Here is a 16,363-nt window from a genome sequence, read left to right on the forward strand (position 1 = left end):
ACCGTTGCCTTTCACTGAACTTCAACTAGAACTCGACGAGCGATGCGCGCGGGGCTTGCTGCGCCAGCGGCGTACGGTATCGAGTCCGCAAACGCCTGAATTGGTCGTGGAGGGAAAGCCGTATTTATCGTTTAGCAGCAACGATTATTTGGGACTTGCGAACCATCCGGACATTATCTCCGCACTGCAGCAGGGGGCGGCGGAGTATGGTGTCGGGGCGGGTGCCGCGCATCTGGTTTGCGGTCATTTTACGCCGCATGAACAGCTGGAATGCGAGCTGGCCGCCTTCGCCGGTAAGCCTGCCGCTTTGCTCTTTTCCACGGGTTACATGGCGAATCTGGGGGTGGTGCAGGGCTTGGTAGGTCGCGGCGATACGGTATTTGCCGACAAACTCAATCACGCTTCGCTCAATGATGCGATGCTGCTCTCGCGCGCGACGGTGCAGCGTTATCGTCACAACGACATGGCGCAGTTAGCCGTCCTGCTGGCACAGACGGGGCGCGGACGAAAACTCATTTGCGTTGATGCGGTATTTAGTATGGACGGCGACATGGCGCCCTTGCCCGAGTTGCTGGCGCTGTGCGTGGCGCATGACGCCTGGCTATTGGTTGATGATGCACACGGCTTTGGCGTGCTGGGTCATCAGGGGCGCGGTTCCCTGTCGCATTTTGGCCTCAGTTCACCGCGCATCATCTACATGGCGACGCTGGGTAAAGCGGCTGGTGTATCCGGTGCCTTTGTCGCCGCAGAACAGGCGGTGATTGATACGCTGATCAACAATGCGCACAGCTATGTTTACACCACGGCCTCGCCGCCGGCTCTAGCCTGCGCACTGCGACAAAGTTTGCAGCTGATCGCGGAAGAAGATCGACGGCGCGCGCACTTGCATCAGCTGATTGCGCAGCTGCGCACGGGTTTGCACGGATTGCCCTGGCAGTTGATGCCCTCCGATACGGCGATCCAGCCGCTGCTGGTAGGCGATAATCAGGCGGCACTGGCGCTGAGCATGGCATTACGCGCGCGCGGGATATGGGTGGCGGCGATCCGTCCGCCGACCGTGCCCGCGGGCACGGCACGTCTGCGCATCACTTTGTCTGCTGCTCACACGGAAGACGATGTCAGTCGATTGCTGGAGGCCTTGCATGAGCTTGCACGTTGATCGTCACGGTGTCTCGGGTGCGCCGTTGTTGTTCATTCACGGCTGGGGTGCCCACAGCGGAATGTGGGGCGATGTTTTACCGCAATTAGCGACGCATTTTAAGGTGATGGCGGTGGATCTGCCCGGGCACGGATACAGCAGGATCGAGGATCGAGGATCGAGGATTGAGGGGAGCGCGCCTTCGGCGCTAAAGGGAGAAGGGGACGCATCTTTGGTGCTTAAGGGAGAAGAGTTCGGAGCGGCGGTTTTGCCCTTCCCCCTTCCCCCTTCTCGCTTCTCCTTGGATCGTATTGTCGATCAATTATCCGCACAATTCACGGAACCGCTAAGCCTTTGCGGCTGGTCGCTGGGCGGACAGGTCGCGCTGCGCTGGGCGATGCGTTATCCGGAACAGGTACAGCGACTGGTGCTGGTTGCCGCGACGCCCTGCTTTACACAGAAAGCTGACTGGCCCTGTGCGATGGAGAACGATACGTTGGCAGCCTTTTCTGACGCATTGCGGCAGGATAGTGCGCAGACGTTGCGCCGGTTTCTCGGGCTGCAAGTGCGCGGCGGGGAGCGCGAGCGCGAGTTGCTGGCCATTTTGCGGCGTAGTCAGGCTTTGCGCGATGAGCCGGATTTCGTCTCGTTGCAGGCGGGGCTGGAAATTTTGCGCGACAGTGATTTACGCGATGTGTTGGTAAAAATAAAACAGTCTGCGTTGCTGATCGCAGGTAGTTGCGACACGCTCACGCCGCTGGCTGCGATGCAGTTTATGGCGGCGAAATTGCCGCAGGCGCGACTGGTGACGGTAGAAGGTGCGGCCCATGTTCCATTTTTGTCGCATCCCGAAGAATTTGTAAAACAGGTGGCGGACTTCTTGCATGAATGAATTTGTAATCGATAAAAAAGCGATGCGCCAGGCTTTTTCCCGTGCGGCAGAGGGGTATGACGCAAGCGCCGTGTTGCAGCGCGAAGTGTGTATGCGCATGCTCGAACGCCTTGAATACATCAAATTGCAGCCAGCGCGTCTGCTTGACGCGGGCAGTGGCACAGGCTGGGGCGGGCGTCAGCTGGCGGAAAAATACCCCGCCGCGCAGGTGATCTCGCTGGATATCGCCATCGGCATGTTGCAGACCTCGAAAAGCCGTTCAAGCTGGTGGCAAAAATTATTCGGCGGCTGCCGTCAGTTGCCGGTGTGTGCCGATGTGGAAGCCTTGCCGCTGGCAGCGAATAGTCTGGATATGGTCTGGTCGAATCTTGCTGTGCAGTGGTGCAATGATTTACCGGCCACCTTCGTCGAATTGCATCGGGTGTTAAAAACCGAGGGCTTGCTGATGTTCAGCACGCTGGGCCCTGATACACTGAAAGAATTGCGGCAGGCGTTCAAAGGGGTGGACGAACGCAGTCATCTGAATCGTTTTGCCGATATGCATGACATCGGCGATATGCTGGTGCAGGCGGGATTCGCTGAGCCGGTGATGGATATGGAATATCTGACGCTGACCTATGAGGATGTGCGGGGTGTGTTGCAGGATCTCAAAGCGATCGGTGCGCATAATACGACGGCAGGACGCGGGCAGGGGCTGATGGGGAAAGCGGCGTGGGCGCGATTGCTGGAAAACTATGAGAAACTTAGGCGTGACGGCAAATTGCCTGCGACCTATGAAGTGGTCTATGGCCATGCATGGAAACCTGCGCCGCGTGTGAATCGTGATGGCGCCGCCATTATTAAGACATCTTTCAAAATAAAATGAGGTTGCCATGAACTTTTTTGTGACGGGAACAGACACCGGTGTGGGTAAGACGCTGATTAGCTGCGCACTGTTGCACGGGTTTGCCCGACAAGGATTGAGTGTCGTGGGGATGAAGCCGGTTGCGGCAGGGTGCGATGATGGCGGCATGAACGAAGATGTCAGAGCCTTGCTTGCCGCTAGCAACGTGCTGGCAAGTCGCGGTCAGATCAATCCGTACAGTTTTGAGCGCGCCGTCGCACCTCATCTGGCAGCAAAGTTTGTCGGGGTAAGGATCAGTCTGGAGCGGATACTTCAGTCGTACAGCGAGCTTGAGAGTCAGGCGGATGTGGTCGTTGTCGAGGGGGCGGGTGGTTTTCGCGTGCCGTTGAACGAGGGGCAGGATAGCGCAGATCTGGCGCGGCAGTTGAAACTCCCTATCATACTGGTAGTTGGAATGCGGCTCGGTTGCCTTAATCATGCACTATTAACGGCTGATGCGATTACCCGGTGCGGACTGAAACTGGCGGGCTGGGTGGCCAATTGCGTGGATGGAGAGATGCGTATGCTGAACGAAAATATAGAGGCCTTGACTGAGCGGATTAAAGGGCCGTTGCTGGGTGTGGTGCCGCATCATCAGAACGCCCCGGATGCTTCGGAGGTGGTGAGGTTTTTGGATATGACGCTGTTAAAGCATTAAACTCTGCCACTATCCACTATCCACTATCCACTATCCACTATCCACTATCCACTATCCACTATATCTTATGACTGAATTTAGCATCATTGCGGTGTTTTTCGTAGGTTTGCTGGGCGGCGTGCACTGTCTTGGAATGTGCGGCAGTTTGGTGGGTATCCTGACAACGCAATTGCCCGCGGGCGGTGCGCGCTGGCCCTTTCATCTGGCCTACAGCGGCGGGCGGGTGACCAGCTACACGCTGGCAGGTTTGCTGGCCGGTGCTGTGGGGCAGGCGGGTTTGCTGTTGCGCGATGTGGTGCCGGTACAGCATTTGCTGTTCGCCTTATCCAGTTTGATGTTGATTGCGCTCGGGCTGTATCTGGCCGGTCTTTGGGGGGCGGTGCGCCGTATAGAAACCTTAGGGAAGCTGCTGTGGCAACGCATCCAGCCTTTGACGCGCGGCCTGTTTCCTGTCTCGACGCCGCTGCGTGCTTTTTTGCTTGGCACGCTTTGGGGGTGGCTGCCTTGCGGTCTGGTGTACAGTGTGCTGATCACAGCGCTGGCCAGTGGTCAGGCGTCAACCGGTGCGCTGGTCATGCTGGCCTTTGGCCTTGGCACCTTGCCGAACTTGCTGGCGATTGGTTTGTTCTGGGAAAACATGCGGGGCTGGGTGCAGTCACCCAAAGTACGACGTGTCGCAGGGTTGCTGGTGGTGGGAATTGGGATGTATGGTCTGACCAAGGTCGGTTACACCTTTTATGTGAACGGCTGGGCGGGGAGTTGCCATGTTGCTGCGTAACGGGTTCGTTTTTTTACTGATGTTATTTATCGCAGGTTGTGGCGAGCCTAAGTTGCCCTCGCCATTTCATGCTGCGGAAGTGGGTGCCAAGTACGCCGGTGCGGATTTTAAATTGACTGATCACACCGGAAAATTACGTACGTTGCACGATTTTCGCGGTAAGGTGGTGGTGCTGTTTTTTGGTTATATGCATTGTCCCGATGTATGCCCGACCACGATGGCGGACTTATCGCAGGTCATGACGCGTTTAGGAAAAGACGCTGACAGAGTGCAAGTGTTGTTTGTTACCGTCGATCCTGAGCGCGACACGCAGGCGTTGCTTGCGCAATATGTGCCGGCTTTTCACCCCTCTTTCCTCGGTTTGTTCGGAGATGCAGGCAGTACGGCTCAAGTAGCCAAGGTCTTTGACGTGATGTATCAGAAGCAGGCGACAGCGACCGGTTACAACGTCGATCATAGCGCAGGCTCATTTTTGATCGATACGGACGGGCGGGTACGTCTGTTGTCCCCTTTTGCACAGCGCACAGACTGGCTGGAGCAGGATATCCGCCTGCTGTTGGCGCTAGGAAAGTCTTAGCCGTCTGTCAGGGGCAGGTTGTCAGTTTGGGCTTGCCGGATGTTATGATTGGGCACGGCCCGTTGAAGGGCTACTTATCCGGGGGGAAAGTATGAAGATTTTAATGGCGGACGATCACGCGCTGTTTCGGGATGGCATGCGCTATGTGTTGCAACAGTTGTCAGATACACTGGAATTGCTGGAAGTTAACAACTTTCCGGAATGTTTGAAAGTGGTTGCTCAGCATCCCGAGCTTGATTTGGTGTTGCTCGATTTAAATATGCCCGGCAGCGAAGGGGCAAGATCGGTCAGCTATTTTCATCAGCGTTTTCCGCGCATTCCGGTGGTAGTGGTGTCAGGAGACGATGCATTAGCAAATATGGAAAAAGTAATGGATTATGGCGCATCTGGTTTTATCTGTAAGAGTTCAACTTCGCATGCGATGCTGGCGGCGTTGAAACGGGTGCTGTCCGGAGAAATTTACGTGCCGCCGGAGATTTTTCGCCAGCGTAGCGTACAGGCCGTTGACAAGCGCAGTATGCACACCAATGGCTATGGACTGACCCCGCGTCAGATGGAAGTGCTCGAGCACATTTGCGCGGGCATGAGTAATAAGGAAATCGCATCCCATACCCATCTGGCTGAAGGCACGGTCAAAATTCATGTTGCGGCGGTATATCAGACGCTGAAAGTGAATGGTCGATTGGAAGCGGTGCGAGTGGCTGAGCGTTTAGGTCTGGTCGGGGGCGCGCATGGCTGAAGGCAGTCGCGATTTACCGGGAAACACTTTGCTCGGTTTGTTGCGCGAATCGCGTTGGCTGCTACTGGCAGTCTGTGCGGTATATTTTGCCGTGGCTTTGTTCGGCTACCATCCGGACGATTCCGCCTGGTCACACAGCACGGCTAGCACGAAAATTCTCAACCCGACCGGCGTACTGGGCGCCTACGTGTCCGATTTACTGTTCTACCTGCTGGGGGTTTCCGCATGGTGGCTGGTTTTGTTTATGCTGCAGCAGGTGTGGGCGGGGTATCGCAGATTGCGCGCCGATAGCGTTTTCTGTAAACGCACGCTTTGGGTGTCTTTCATCGGTTTTTGCCTGTTGTTGCTTTCTAGCAGTGCGCTCGAAGCGATACGGCTGCATACGCTTGCAACGCCTTTGCCGCTGGCACCCGGCGGCATGTTTGGCATGTTGATTGGCGATGCCTTGTCGCGTCTACTGGGTTTTACCGGTGCAACCTTGCTGTTGCTGGCGCTGATGGCGAGCAGTTTCAGTATTTTTAGCGGGTTGTCCTGGCTGCGTTTCATGGACTGGCTGGGCGCGCGACTGGAAGCCATTTATTACTGGGGACGACAGTTCTGGCAGACGCGTCAGGATAAACGTATTGGTGCACAGGCCACCACTGAGCGGGGGGCGGTGGTCGAAGTAGAGAAGAAGCGCGTAGAAGTGCATCAGCCGATATACATCGAGCAACCCGTGATGGAAGTCGTCAAATCGGCGCGAGCGAGCGAGGAAAAACAGATCACGCTGTTCGCCGACATGCCGGACTCACCGTTGCCGCCGCTGCATCTGCTGGATCCTGCAACGCATCAGGTCGAGACGGTTTCCGCCGATACGCTGGAATTTACCTCGCGGCTGATCGAGCGCAAGTTGAAAGACTTTGGCGTTGAAGTCAAAGTGGTGGCCGCTTTTCCCGGGCCTGTTATTACGCGCTATGAAATTGAACCCGCCGTCGGCGTGAAGGGCAGTCAGATCACCAATCTGGTGCGCGATCTGGCGCGCGCCTTGTCGGTTGTGAGCATCCGGCTGGTCGAGACGATTCCTGGCAAGAGTTACATGGCGCTGGAGTTACCGAATGCCAAACGGCAGATGGTGCAGTTGTCCGAAATTCTGGGCTCTCAAGTGTATGCCGACATGCATTCCATGCTGACAATTGCGATGGGCAAGGATATTTCCGGTAAACCGGTGGTAGCTGATCTGGCTAAAATGCCGCATGTGCTGGTCGCGGGTACTACGGGTTCAGGCAAGTCGGTGGGTATTAACGCGATGATACTGAGCATACTCTACAAGGCTACCCCCCAGCAGGTGCGCATGTTGCTGATCGATCCGAAAATGCTGGAATTATCAGTCTATGAAGGCGTTCCTCATCTGCTCTGCCCTGTGGTGACCGATATGCGTCAGGCTGCCTCAGGCCTTAACTGGTGTGTGCAGGAAATGGACAAGCGTTACCGCTTGATGTCGCACTTCGGCGTGCGCAATATCGCAGGCTTCAATCAGAAGCATCGCGAAGCGATCAAGGCGGACAAGCCGTTGACCAATCCGTTTTCGTTGACGCCGGATGATCCTGAGGCACTGGATGAATTGCCGCTGATCGTCGTGTTCATCGATGAACTGGCGGATCTGATGATGGTGGTAGGCAAAAAAATCGAGGAGCTGATTGCGCGTCTGGCACAGAAGGCGCGCGCCTCCGGCATCCATCTGGTTCTAGCGACCCAGCGCCCGTCGGTGGATGTGATTACCGGACTGATTAAAGCTAACGTGCCGACCCGAATCGCGTTTCAGGTGTCTTCCAAGATTGACTCCCGCACGATTCTTGATCAGATGGGGGCGGAAGCATTGCTGGGCCAGGGCGATATGCTGTATTTGCCGCCCGGTACAGGTTATCCGCAACGGGTGCACGGCGCCTTTGTGTCCGATCAGGAAGTGCATCGCATCGCCGAGTATCTGAAATCACAGGGTGAGCCGCAATATATCGACGGGGTGCTCAATTCGCTGGAAGACTCGGGAGATGATGGCGGTGTGTCGCCGACCCTCGATGCGGAGTCGGATCCTTTATATGATCAGGCGGTTGAGATTGTGGTCAAGTCGCGGCGCGCCTCGATTTCACTGGTGCAACGCAATTTGCGCATCGGCTATAACCGCGCGGCACGTCTGGTCGAACAAATGGAAGCGGCGGGGATCGTCACGGCGATGCAGAGTAACGGCAATCGCGAAGTGATCGCACCGCAAAGGCAGGAATGAAGATCGAGGATTGAGGGAAATCCTCAGTTCAGCCTTTAAGTCACTCCTCGCGCCTAATTTACATAGAGAAAAACAATGAAATATATCCTTGCAATCTTGCTGGCAGCACTGTCGTTTAGCGCGCAAGCCGGCGCCATCGAGAAACTGAAAACCTTTATAGCGGCGACCCATTCGGCTCAGGCGAATTTTACTCAGGTCGTGCAGGACCAAAATGGTAAACGCATGCAAAGCGCCTCCGGCGTGATGCAGTTTCAGCGCCCGGGGCGTTTTCGCTGGACGTACCAAAAACCGTATGAGCAGATCATTGTTGGCGATGGTGCAAAATTCTGGCTGTATGACAAAGACTTGAATCAGGTTTCTGTGAAAAAACTCGATGCGGCGCTGGGCAGTAGTCCTGCCGCCTTGCTGGCCGGTAGTAATGAGATCGAGCGTGGCTTTGTATTGAAAGAGGCTGGCAGCCGCGAGGGGTTCGAATGGCTGCAGGCCACGCCCAAAGCGCAGGACAGCAGTTTTTCCGCTGTGCTGATGGGGTTTGATGCGGATGCTAGTCTGGTTGCGATGGAGCTGAACGATACCTTTGGTCATAAAACCGTGCTGCGATTCTCCGGGATGCAACGCAATCCTCGGGTGTCTGCGCAGCAATTTCAGTTCACGCCGCCTGCGGGTGCGGATGTGATCGCTGGAGATTAGTCGCATGAAAAGCCGCACCATCAACGTCAAAGGCGGTGACATCACCATTGTTACTCGCGAAGAGCAGGACTACATCTCGCTCACCGATATGGTCAAGCACTTCGATGGCGGTAGTGCTTTGATCGAACAATGGCTCAAAAACAAGGATACCGTGCTGTTTTTGGGAGTATGGGAGCAACTCAACAACCCCGGCTTTAATTCTAATTCCCCCGAATTCGAGGGAATTAGAAACGAGGCTGGGCGCAATAGTTTTTTTCTGTCAGCCAAGAAATGGATAGATGCCACGGGTGCAATTGGGCTGTATGCCAAAGCGGGGCGCTACGGCGGCACCTACGGCCACCGCGATATTGCCTTCGAGTTTGGCTCATGGCTTAGCCCGGAATTTAAGCTCTACCTCATCAAGGAATTTCAACGCCTCAAAGACAAAGAAGCTAGCACCGCCTCGCTGGAATGGAGTTTTCAGCGCACCTTGTCCAAGGTCAATTACAAGACACACACCGATGCCATTAAAGAACGGCTGATCCCGTCGCGCTTAACCAAGGCGCAGACTGGCATCATCTACGCCAGCGAGGCCGATTTGCTGAATGTTGCGCTGTTCGGTTTGACGGCTGTGCAGTGGCGACAAGCAAATACGGACGTGCCGGGAAATATGCGCGATGTTGCGACCTTGGAACAATTGGTGGTGTTGTCGAATCTGGAAAGTATCAATGCGGTGCTGATTCATCAAGGACTTGAGCCGTCCGAGCGCTTGACTCAGTTGAACAACATCGCGATTAGTCAGATGCAGTCACTGCTGGGTAATCGTATGGTTAAAAAATTGGCAAAGCCAGTGGAAACGCTGAATGAATGATTTGTTCGCCGCCGCGCAACCGGATGCGCCGCTTGCAGAACGCTTGCGCCCGAAACACATCGATGAGGTGATCGGTCAGTCGCATTTACTGGGCGAGGGGCGTCCGTTGCGGCTGGCCTTTCAATCCGGTCGTCTGCATTCAATGATTTTGTGGGGGCCGCCGGGTGTGGGGAAAACCACCTTGGCGCGGCTGATGGCATCGGCTTTTGATGCCGAATTTATGCCCCTGTCCGCCGTATTGTCAGGCGTCAAAGACATCCGCGAAGCAATTGCTCAGGCGCAGCGCGTGTTGCAGCAGAACGGCCGCCATACCATCCTATTCGTGGATGAGGTACACCGCTTCAACAAGTCGCAGCAGGATGCCTTTCTGCCGTTTGTCGAACAAGGTCTGGTCACTTTTATCGGCGCAACCACCGAAAATCCTTCCTTTGAAGTAAACAACGCGCTGCTCTCCCGCGCGCAGGTGTATGTGCTGCATGCCTTGTCGGAAGAGGAGCTGGGGCAATTATTTGAGCGTGCGCAAGCCGTGGCTATGCCCGGTTTGAGCTTTGCGGACGATGCGCATGAACGTGTTATTGGTTACGCGGATGGCGATGCGCGCCGACTGCTCAATGTGCTCGAGCAGTTGCAGACAGCCGCCGAAACCGCGGGTAAAACGCTTATCGATAGCGTTTTTCTCGATAATACGCTGGCGCAAAACCTGCGACGTTTCGATAAGGGCGGCGAAGCTTTCTATGATCAGATCTCCGCGTTGCACAAATCGGTGCGCGGCTCTAACCCGGATGCGGCACTTTACTGGCTGGTGAGGATGTTGGATGGTGGTGCGGATGCGCGCTATATGGCGCGGCGCATCGTGCGGATGGCGTGGGAGGATATCGGTCTGGCCGACCCCAGGGCCATTCAGTTGGCGAATGATGCGGCGCAAACCTATGAGCGGTTAGGTTCTCCGGAAGGCGAATTGGCGCTCGCACAAGCGGTAATCTATCTTGCCTGTGCGCCTAAGTCGAATGCGGGCTATGTCGCGTATAATGCCGCCCGCGCCTTTGTCGCTCAAGATGGTTCGCGGGAAGTGCCGCTGCATTTGCGCAATGCGCCGACCAAATTGATGAAGCAGCTCGATTACGGGCGCGACTATCGTTATGCGCATAACGAAGCGGGTGGTTATGCTGCGGGCGAAAATTATTTTCCCGACGGCATGCCCGACGTGAGCTTTTACCAGCCTACCGAACGCGGCTTGGAAGGAAAAATTTCAGAAAAATTAACGCGTCTGCGGGAGCTCGATGAGCAGGCTCGTGCAGGCAGCAATAAATAAAGGGGCTGGCTTGAGCGATTTTCAAACAAATTCAGATGATTGGCCTGAACATGCCGCAGCGCCCAATACGCATAACCGGGTGCTGGAACTGGTGCAGCAATACCTGCCTGCGGGTTTAAAGGTGTGTGATCTGCCCTGTGGCGCTGGGATGTTTTCGGCGCGGCTCTCGCAGCTCGGTATGGATGTCACCGCTGTTGATCTTGAAGCGGTAGAGCCTTTTTATTTCGATAAGGCGCGCCGTGTGCTGGCGGATGCTAATCTGATTCTGCCGTTTGCAGACGGAGAGTTTGACGCGCTGGTTTCTATCGAAGGAATTGAGCATCTGGAAAACCCGTCGTTTTTCATGCGCGAATGCGCGCGACTGGTGAAACCGGGCGGTCTGGTGATTCTGTCAACGCCTAATGTGGACAGCTATCGCTCCAGACGCTCCACCTATGTGCACGGCTTTCACAAGTATTTCAAACCCGTCAGCGCACATCACAAAATGGCGTGGCACTTGCATCCCATCGATATGACTTTTGTGCGGGGTGCGGTGCGCAAAGCGGGGCTGGAAATTCTAGAGGTCGCGGTCAACAGAATGACAGGGAAAAATCTCTGGAGCGAGGCGCTGCGCCCCATTTTCAATCGCAAGTTGCCGGCGGAGTTGCGCGGCGAGATTCCCTATTACGGGGAAGTCATCATTTATATTTTGAAAAAGCCCGCAGCCGATGGCGCGGGTGCATAAGGATAAAGCAATATGTTAGATATTCAGGTTTTGCGCAGTGATTTGGATGGTGTGGCAGCTCGATTGGCGACAAGAGGCTTCGTGCTCGACACCGCGCGTTTTGGGGAACTTGAAGCCGCGCGTAAAGCGATACAGGTGCGCACTCAGGAATTGCAATCGAAGCGCAACAGCGCCTCCAAGCTGATCGGGCAGGCCAAGGCGAAAGGCGAGGACACCACTGCGATCATGGCTGAAGTAACGCTAGTTGGCGAAGAGCTCAAGTCGATCGAAGTGCAGTTGGGTGCGTTGCAGGGTCAATTGCAGCAGTTGCTCGAAGGTCTGCCCAATATGCCGCATGAGAGTGTGCCGATAGGCGGTTCGGAGGCTGACAACGTGGAAGTGCGTAAAAGCGGCAGCGTACCGGTATTTGATTTTGCGGTGAAAGATCACGTTGAACTGGGTGAGGCTTTAGGCGGACTGGATTTTGAGACGGCCGCCAAAATTTCCGGCGCACGTTTTTCTGTGCTGAAAGGGGGGCTGGCTCGCCTGCACCGTGCACTGGCGCAGTTTATGCTGGATACGCACACCGACACGCATGGTTACACTGAGGTGTATGTGCCGTATTTGGTGAATGCGGATTCGATGCGCGGCACAGGGCAATTGCCCAAATTCGAGGAAGATTTGTTTGCTGTGCCGCGTCAGATGGGCGAGGGCGGTATGCAGAATTTTTATTTGATTCCAACCGCCGAAGTGCCCGTGACCAATATGGTGCGTGATGAAATTATCCCGCTTGAACAGTTACCGCTCAAATATGTTGCGCATACGCCCTGTTTTCGCTCCGAAGCAGGTTCGGCCGGACGCGATACGCGCGGTTTGATACGCCAGCATCAGTTCGAAAAGGTTGAACTGGTGCAAATTGTGCATCCTGATGATTCTTACGCGGCGCTAGAGCAATTGCTGGGGCATGCTGAAGCAATTTTGCAGAAGCTGGGGTTGCATTATCGCGTGGTGAGATTGTGCACGGGCGATATCGGCTTTTCATCGGCGACGACCTATGACATTGAAGTTTGGTTGCCTGCCCAAAATACCTATCGTGAGATTTCCTCGTGCAGCAATTTCGAGGCGTTTCAGGCGCGCCGCCTTCAGGCGCGTTTCAAAAGCGGGACAGGCAAGCCTGAGTTGCTGCATACGTTGAATGGCTCTGGTTTGGCAGTCGGCCGCACCTTAGTTGCTGTGCTGGAAAACAATCAACTCGCGGATGGAAGTATCTCTATACCGGAAGTGTTGAGACCCTACATGGGTGGTTTAGCAGTGTTGTCCGCGAGTTGATTGTTTCTGCGAAGTTCAAAGGCTAAGCAGGCACGAAGCTAAAACAATCAACTCGCGGATGGACAAGTTCTCATGAAATTGAGGCGCTTATAAGGGTGGGTGTTGTCCGTCAATGGATCGCTGATCGGATAGTGAATAGGAAGCCTCTGTTTTGTCGCCGCCTGCCGTTGCTTTAAGTTTGCGTGGTGTGTGCAGGGAAAAGGCGGGTTTTTCACGTGTGCTGACAAGCTGGTAGTCGCGAGCAGGAGTTGTGTCGTCAGTCAGGCGGGTCAGCATGTCGTAATAGGCGCGGATGTTTTCGACAAAAATAACCGCTTCTCCGCCTCTGGCATAGCCGTGTTTAAGTTTTTCGAAATAAACCGGATTGTTAAGTTGCGGCAGCCATTTTTTTACTTCCACCCAGGAATCTGCATTGCCGCCTTTGCGTGCTGTCAGCGTGCGTGCATCTTCTAAGTGTCCCTGGCCTTGATTGTAGGCGGACAGCGCAAGCCAGGTGCGTTCAGGTTCCTCTATGCGGGGGGGTAATTGCTTTTTGATCAGTTCGAGATACTTTGCGCCAGCATTGATGCTCTCGCGGGCGTCCAGCCGGTTGGTGACGTTCATGCGGTCGGCGGTAGCCTCAGTTAGCATCATCATGCCGCGTACGTTGGTCATTGAGGTGGCAAGCGGATCCCAGTGCGATTCCTGATAGGCGATGGCGGCGATCAGTCGCCAGTCCTCGTTAACAATCCGGCCGGCCTTCTCGAACAGGGTGCGAAATTTAGGCAGTGTTTTATTTGTCTGTTCGATAAATTCAGCGGCGTCTAGCGTGGCCAGGCGGTCGTTATGACCGTAGTAACGATCCAGCAGTTTGTGCAGTTCACCATTTTTTTCGATTTCAGCGAAGAACTGTTCGGCCTCGGCGATCAATTCGTTGTCTGCATCGTGAGGGAAGGCCCATGCAAGTTTGGACGGTTTCCCAATATCGAAGGCAACGGCTAGATTTTCGTAGTAATTGAGCATTTGAGAGATCTGCTCATGATTGGCGATGGTGAAGTCCAGCGATCTTTGAGCGACTTCTTTTAGCAAATCCTCCACGGTTTGCATCGTACGCGACTCCCAGGCGAGTTGGGGTAATTGCTCCTTTAGTGCGATGAGTGCCTTTTCGTGTGTCGATCCGGCAACAACCGCAATGCGTTTGCCAATCAGATCGTTCAAGTGTTTAGGGGCATCCTGATCCTGATTGAAAGCGACTTGCTCGCGTACCGTTAAAAAGCCGGGGCCTAATAAGAGTCCGCTGCTTTTTTGATCGAGTCTGAAGCCCGAAGCCGACAAATGCGCCTGATGCTTTTGCAGTGTGGCACTGATTTGATCGGCAGGAACCAAGATGATTTTTAACGGGACGTAGAGATGGTCAGCAAACTGCTGGGCAAGCTGCTTGGAAAATTCTTCATCGGAGAGCGTAGAGTCTTGAGCGATGACGACGATCAGTTCCTCGTCACTCCAGGAGGCGATGTGCTTGTTAAGATGGGTATAGCCGAACAGCATCAGTGCAAAAAAAACGCTGATTTGAAACAGCCGGATTATAAGTTTGTGTCGTTGCATGTCATCATTCTGCACCAAATCACCGGTATCTGGTAGAATTCGCCTCACGGAGAGGTGGCAGAGTGGTCGAATGTACCTGACTCGAAATCAGGCGTACGGTATTCCCGTACCGAGGGTTCGAATCCCTCCCTCTCCGCCAAATTAAAAAAGGACACCCATTCGGGTGTCCTTTTTTAATTCTGAGTGAGGTGGCGTCTGGCAGTATCGCGCGGGACGCGAACAGTCCTCTCTATCATCGGATTGGAAATGCCCATGACCGGGGTGTTTTTATTAACCGATATCCGTTCAGTGATTGATTTATATCAAACGACACCCGCATATATCGTCTACTATTCGCTCATGCAATTCATGGTAAAGCTTGAGTGTTTTAGGTGGGAATGCGCGGCGGATTGTCGCAATTTGCTTTACTAAAACCTTGTGGATGTGCCATGATTGCGCAGCTTTATTTAAGCTGTAAGAAGAGATGGGTTAATTGCTTGGCAGTTGCGAAGCAAATAACTCATTATTTTTAAACTTTGCTCTTGGGAGGAGATACTGTGGAAGCTACGCAAGCGACACCAGTAAAGTATGATATGGATATCGTCAGATGGTTTACCATCGCGGCGGTCATCTATGGGGTAGTAGGTACGTTGATCGGTGTGTATGTCGCATTCGAATTAGCGTTTCCGTTTTTAAACTTTGACATTCCTGAAATTACCTTCGGGCGTCTGCGTCCACTGCATACCAATGCGGTGATTTTTGCGTTTGGTGGTTGTGTACTGATGGCGACTGGTTTCTACATCGTGCAACGCACCGGCGCTACTAAGCTGTGGAGCAACACCATGGCGTGGTTTACGTTCTGGGGTTGGAATCTGATCATCGTTCTGGCTGTAATCACTTTGCCTCTGGGTCTGTCAGAAGGTAAGGAATACGCAGAATTGCCTTGGTGGGTTGATATTATGATTGCCGTGGTTTGGCTGTCATATGGTCTCAATTACATCATGACGATCGGTATCCGCAAGACGTCACACATCTATGTGTCAAACTGGTTCACGATGGGTATGATCGTTATGATCACTTACCTGCACGTGGTTAACAGCTTGGCTATTCCAGTGGATTGGGCGACTTCGTACTCCATCTATTCTGGTGTTCAGGATGCGATGATTCAATGGTGGTGGGGTCATAACGCGGTTGGTTTCTATCTGACCGGCGGCTTCCTCGGTATCATGTACTACTTCATCCCTAAGCAATCGGGTCGTCCAGTGTTCTCGTATCGTTTGTCTGTTCTGCATTTCTGGACACTGACTTTCGGTTACGTATGGCTGGGTGCTCACCATCTGCAATACACCGCATTGCCTGACTGGACCGGTTCACTCGGTGCAGCTGTTTCTCTGGCGATGATCATCCCTTCATGGGGTGGCGCGATGAACGGTATGATGACGTTGTCCGGTGCATGGGACAAGCTGCGTACCGACTACATCCTGCGTTTCTTGGTTACTGCGATGGCGTTCTATGCGATGTCTACATTCGACGGTCCTGTTATGGCGATCAAGTCTGTAAACGCATTGTCTCATTACACTGACTGGACTGTGGGTCACGTACACGCTGGTGCTCTGGGTTGGATGTCCATGATCTCCTTCGGTGCTCTGTACCATATGGTCAAGAAATTGTGGAATACCGAAATGTATTCTGACAAGCTCGTGAACGTGCATTTCTGGGTTGCTCTGATCGGCGCGACAACTTATGTTGTTGCAATGTGGGTGTCCGGCATTATGCAGGGTCTCATGTGGCGTGATTACGACGAGTTCGGCACGTTGACCTACACCTTTGTTGAATCTGTATCTGCTATGCATCCTTACTATGTAATGCGTGCGGTTGGCGGTGCGATTTTCAATCTGGGCGCATGGATCATGCTGTTCAACGTTGTGATGACTATTCGTCAGGCTAGCGCTGTTCGCGGCGTAAACGCTGTCGCAGCTAAAGCATAAGGG

Annotated in this window: 15 protein-coding genes and 1 tRNA gene; 15 read left to right on the plus strand and 1 reads right to left on the minus strand. The window is 54.1% G+C overall.

Annotated features, from left to right (window positions below; genetic code table 11):
• Window positions 1-4 precede the first annotated feature (4 nt).
• The 13 genes from bioF to serS all read left to right on the plus strand — a co-directional run bounded on the left by bioF (window position 5) and on the right by serS (window position 12,809).
• Window positions 5-1,159, plus strand: coding sequence for an 8-amino-7-oxononanoate synthase (bioF, locus tag GALF_RS01275; protein WP_013292233.1), 1,155 nt, complete (start codon window positions 5-7; stop codon window positions 1,157-1,159).
• A complete protein-coding gene (locus tag GALF_RS01280) occupies window positions 1,143-2,030 on the plus strand; it encodes an alpha/beta fold hydrolase (protein ID WP_013292234.1) in 888 nt (295 codons plus the stop codon). Before bioF ends, GALF_RS01280 begins: the two co-directional genes overlap by 17 nt.
• Complete coding sequence (gene bioC / locus GALF_RS01285; protein WP_013292235.1) at window positions 2,023-2,895, plus strand: malonyl-ACP O-methyltransferase BioC; 873 nt, start codon at window positions 2,023-2,025, stop codon at window positions 2,893-2,895. Before GALF_RS01280 ends, bioC begins: the two co-directional genes overlap by 8 nt.
• A 7-nt stretch (window positions 2,896-2,902) precedes the next feature.
• On the plus strand, window positions 2,903-3,571 hold the full coding sequence (gene bioD / locus GALF_RS01290) for a dethiobiotin synthase (RefSeq protein WP_013292236.1): 669 nt from the start codon (window positions 2,903-2,905) through the stop codon (window positions 3,569-3,571).
• Window positions 3,572-3,638: 67 nt separating this feature from the next.
• Window positions 3,639-4,349 carry a sulfite exporter TauE/SafE family protein gene (locus GALF_RS01295; protein WP_013292237.1) on the plus strand — a complete coding sequence of 237 codons (711 nt, stop codon included), beginning with the start codon at window positions 3,639-3,641 and terminating at the stop codon, window positions 4,347-4,349.
• Entirely contained in the window at window positions 4,336-4,926 is a 591-nt protein-coding gene (locus tag GALF_RS01300; protein WP_013292238.1) for an SCO family protein, read from the plus strand. Before GALF_RS01295 ends, GALF_RS01300 begins: the two co-directional genes overlap by 14 nt.
• Window positions 4,927-5,017: 91 nt before the next feature.
• Window positions 5,018-5,665 (plus strand): response regulator, encoded by a 648-nt coding sequence (locus GALF_RS01305; protein ID WP_013292239.1) that lies wholly within the window; start codon window positions 5,018-5,020, stop codon window positions 5,663-5,665.
• Entirely contained in the window at window positions 5,658-7,925 is a 2,268-nt protein-coding gene (locus GALF_RS01310; protein ID WP_013292240.1) for a DNA translocase FtsK, read from the plus strand. Before GALF_RS01305 ends, GALF_RS01310 begins: the two co-directional genes overlap by 8 nt.
• Window positions 7,926-8,000: 75 nt before the next feature.
• Window positions 8,001-8,615, plus strand: coding sequence for an outer membrane lipoprotein chaperone LolA (gene lolA / locus GALF_RS01315; protein ID WP_013292241.1), 615 nt, complete (start codon window positions 8,001-8,003; stop codon window positions 8,613-8,615).
• Window positions 8,616-8,619: 4 nt separating this feature from the next.
• The gene (locus GALF_RS01320) at window positions 8,620-9,465 is read left to right on the plus strand and encodes a KilA-N domain-containing protein (protein WP_013292242.1); all 846 of its coding nucleotides are present in this window, start codon (window positions 8,620-8,622) and stop codon (window positions 9,463-9,465) included.
• Window positions 9,458-10,777: a replication-associated recombination protein A gene (locus GALF_RS01325; RefSeq protein WP_013292243.1), complete on the plus strand. Its 1,320-nt coding sequence runs from the start codon at window positions 9,458-9,460 to the stop codon at window positions 10,775-10,777. Before GALF_RS01320 ends, GALF_RS01325 begins: the two co-directional genes overlap by 8 nt.
• A 10-nt stretch (window positions 10,778-10,787) precedes the next feature.
• On the plus strand, window positions 10,788-11,501 hold the full coding sequence (locus GALF_RS14740; RefSeq protein WP_190274089.1) for a class I SAM-dependent methyltransferase: 714 nt from the start codon (window positions 10,788-10,790) through the stop codon (window positions 11,499-11,501).
• A 12-nt stretch (window positions 11,502-11,513) separates the two neighbouring features.
• The gene (serS, locus tag GALF_RS01335) at window positions 11,514-12,809 is read left to right on the plus strand and encodes a serine--tRNA ligase (RefSeq protein WP_013292245.1); all 1,296 of its coding nucleotides are present in this window, start codon (window positions 11,514-11,516) and stop codon (window positions 12,807-12,809) included.
• A gap of 87 nt (window positions 12,810-12,896) precedes the next feature.
• Here the strand turns inward: serS and mltF are convergent, their stop codons facing one another.
• Window positions 12,897-14,393: a membrane-bound lytic murein transglycosylase MltF gene (gene mltF, locus GALF_RS01340; protein ID WP_013292246.1), complete on the minus strand. Its 1,497-nt coding sequence runs from the start codon at window positions 14,391-14,393 to the stop codon at window positions 12,897-12,899.
• Window positions 14,394-14,441: 48 nt separating this feature from the next.
• On the opposite strand from mltF, the gene GALF_RS01345 reads away from it, so the two are divergent.
• Window positions 14,442-14,532: transfer RNA gene (locus GALF_RS01345), tRNA-Ser, on the plus strand.
• A 397-nt stretch (window positions 14,533-14,929) separates the two neighbouring features.
• A complete protein-coding gene (gene ccoN / locus GALF_RS01350) occupies window positions 14,930-16,360 on the plus strand; it encodes a cytochrome-c oxidase, cbb3-type subunit I (protein WP_013292248.1) in 1,431 nt (476 codons plus the stop codon).
• Window positions 16,361-16,363: the final 3 nt, after the last annotated feature.

Origin of the sequence: Gallionella capsiferriformans ES-2 (assembly GCF_000145255.1) — a bacterium.
GTDB classification, from domain to species: domain Bacteria; phylum Pseudomonadota; class Gammaproteobacteria; order Burkholderiales; family Gallionellaceae; genus Gallionella; species Gallionella capsiferriformans.